The organism is Mycobacterium sp. UM_Kg27, assembly GCF_000972905.1.
GTDB lineage: Bacteria > Actinomycetota > Actinomycetes > Mycobacteriales > Mycobacteriaceae > Mycobacterium.
Genome location: NZ_JRMM01000278.1, coordinates 1 through 1,319, shown reverse-complemented (window position 1 = coordinate 1,319; position 1,319 = coordinate 1). Strand labels below are relative to the sequence as shown.

Annotated in this window: 1 pseudogene; it reads left to right on the top strand. The window is 74.6% G+C overall.

The window, feature by feature from the left end:
- Positions 1-1,319: pseudogene (locus LI94_RS24095) on the top strand (PE family protein); the annotation flags it as partial.

Sequence of the window (1,319 nt, the reverse complement as noted above, 5' to 3'; positions counted from 1 at the left end):
TGTGTATAAGAGACAGGGCTGGTGCCGGTGGCGTGGGCGGCGCCGGTGGTAACACCGGCAACGGCGCCAACGGTGGTAACGGCGGTAGCGGTGCCGGTGGCGGCGTGAACGCCATCGCCGGATCCGGCGGCCATGGTGGTGCCGGTGGTATCGCCGGCACGGCCGGCACCGGTGGTGCCGGTGGCCTCGGTGGCGATGGCACTGCGGCCGACAACGGCCAAGACGGCGCTCAGCTCGGTGCCAGCGGTGGTAACGGCGGTACCGGTGGCAACGCTGAGCTGGGTCAGCAGGGCGGCCACGGCGGCAACGGTGGTGCCGGCGGAACCATCGGGCACGGCGGCGCGGGCGGCGACGGCGGTGCCGGTGCCAACGGGGTCGCGGGCATCACCGACGGATCCGGCAACGGCACCGACGGCACGTCCGGCACGGCGGGTGGCAATGGCGGCCTCGGTGGTATTGGTGGCTCGATCGCCGGTGACGGTGGTGTCGGTGGTAACGGCGGTGTCGGTGGACACGGCGGTGCCGGTGGCAATGCCGCCAACGGCGCTGCGGGAGCCAATGCCGCGGCCGGCAGCGGTGGCAACGGCGGTACCGGTGGCGACGCCACCGGCACGGCCGGCGCCGGCGGTGAAGGCGGCGCCGGCGGTAACGGTGGCGCTGGCGGCACCGCGACCAACGGCAATGTCGGTGCCGACGGACTCGGCGCCACGGGTGGCGACGGTGGCGCGGGCGGTAACGCCGGTGTCGGTGGCCGCGGTGGCGACGGTGCCGGTGGTGGCTCGAACCTGGTGGCCGGTTCCGGCGGTAAGGGCGGCAACAGCAGCAGCACCGCGGGTGCGGGCGGCGCGGCCGGGGCCGGTGGCCTCGGTGGCGACGGCGCCACCCAGGCCGACAGCGGTATCGACGGTGCCGGCGGCGCGATCGCGGTCGGTGGCACCGGTGGTAACGGTGGCAACGGCACGGTGCTGGGCAGCGGCCTGGCGCAGGCCGGTGGCCACGGCGGTGTCGGCGGTAACGCGACCGGTGAGTACGGCAACGGTGGCACCGGTGGTAACGGTGGCAATGGGGCCGCTGGCACCTCGGGTACCAACGCCGCCAACGGTGCGGGCGCGGCCGGCGGTAACGGCGGTAACGGTGGTTCGGCCGCCCAGCACGGCACCGGTGGCACCGGCGGCAACGCGGGTAACGGCGGCAACGCCGGCAACAACACCTCGGTGGCCGCGAACGGCGGCACCGGCGGCCAGCCCAAGGACCCGAACGGCAACGCCATGCCCGGTGGCACCGGCGGCGCCGGCGTCAAGGGCTGTCTCTTATACACA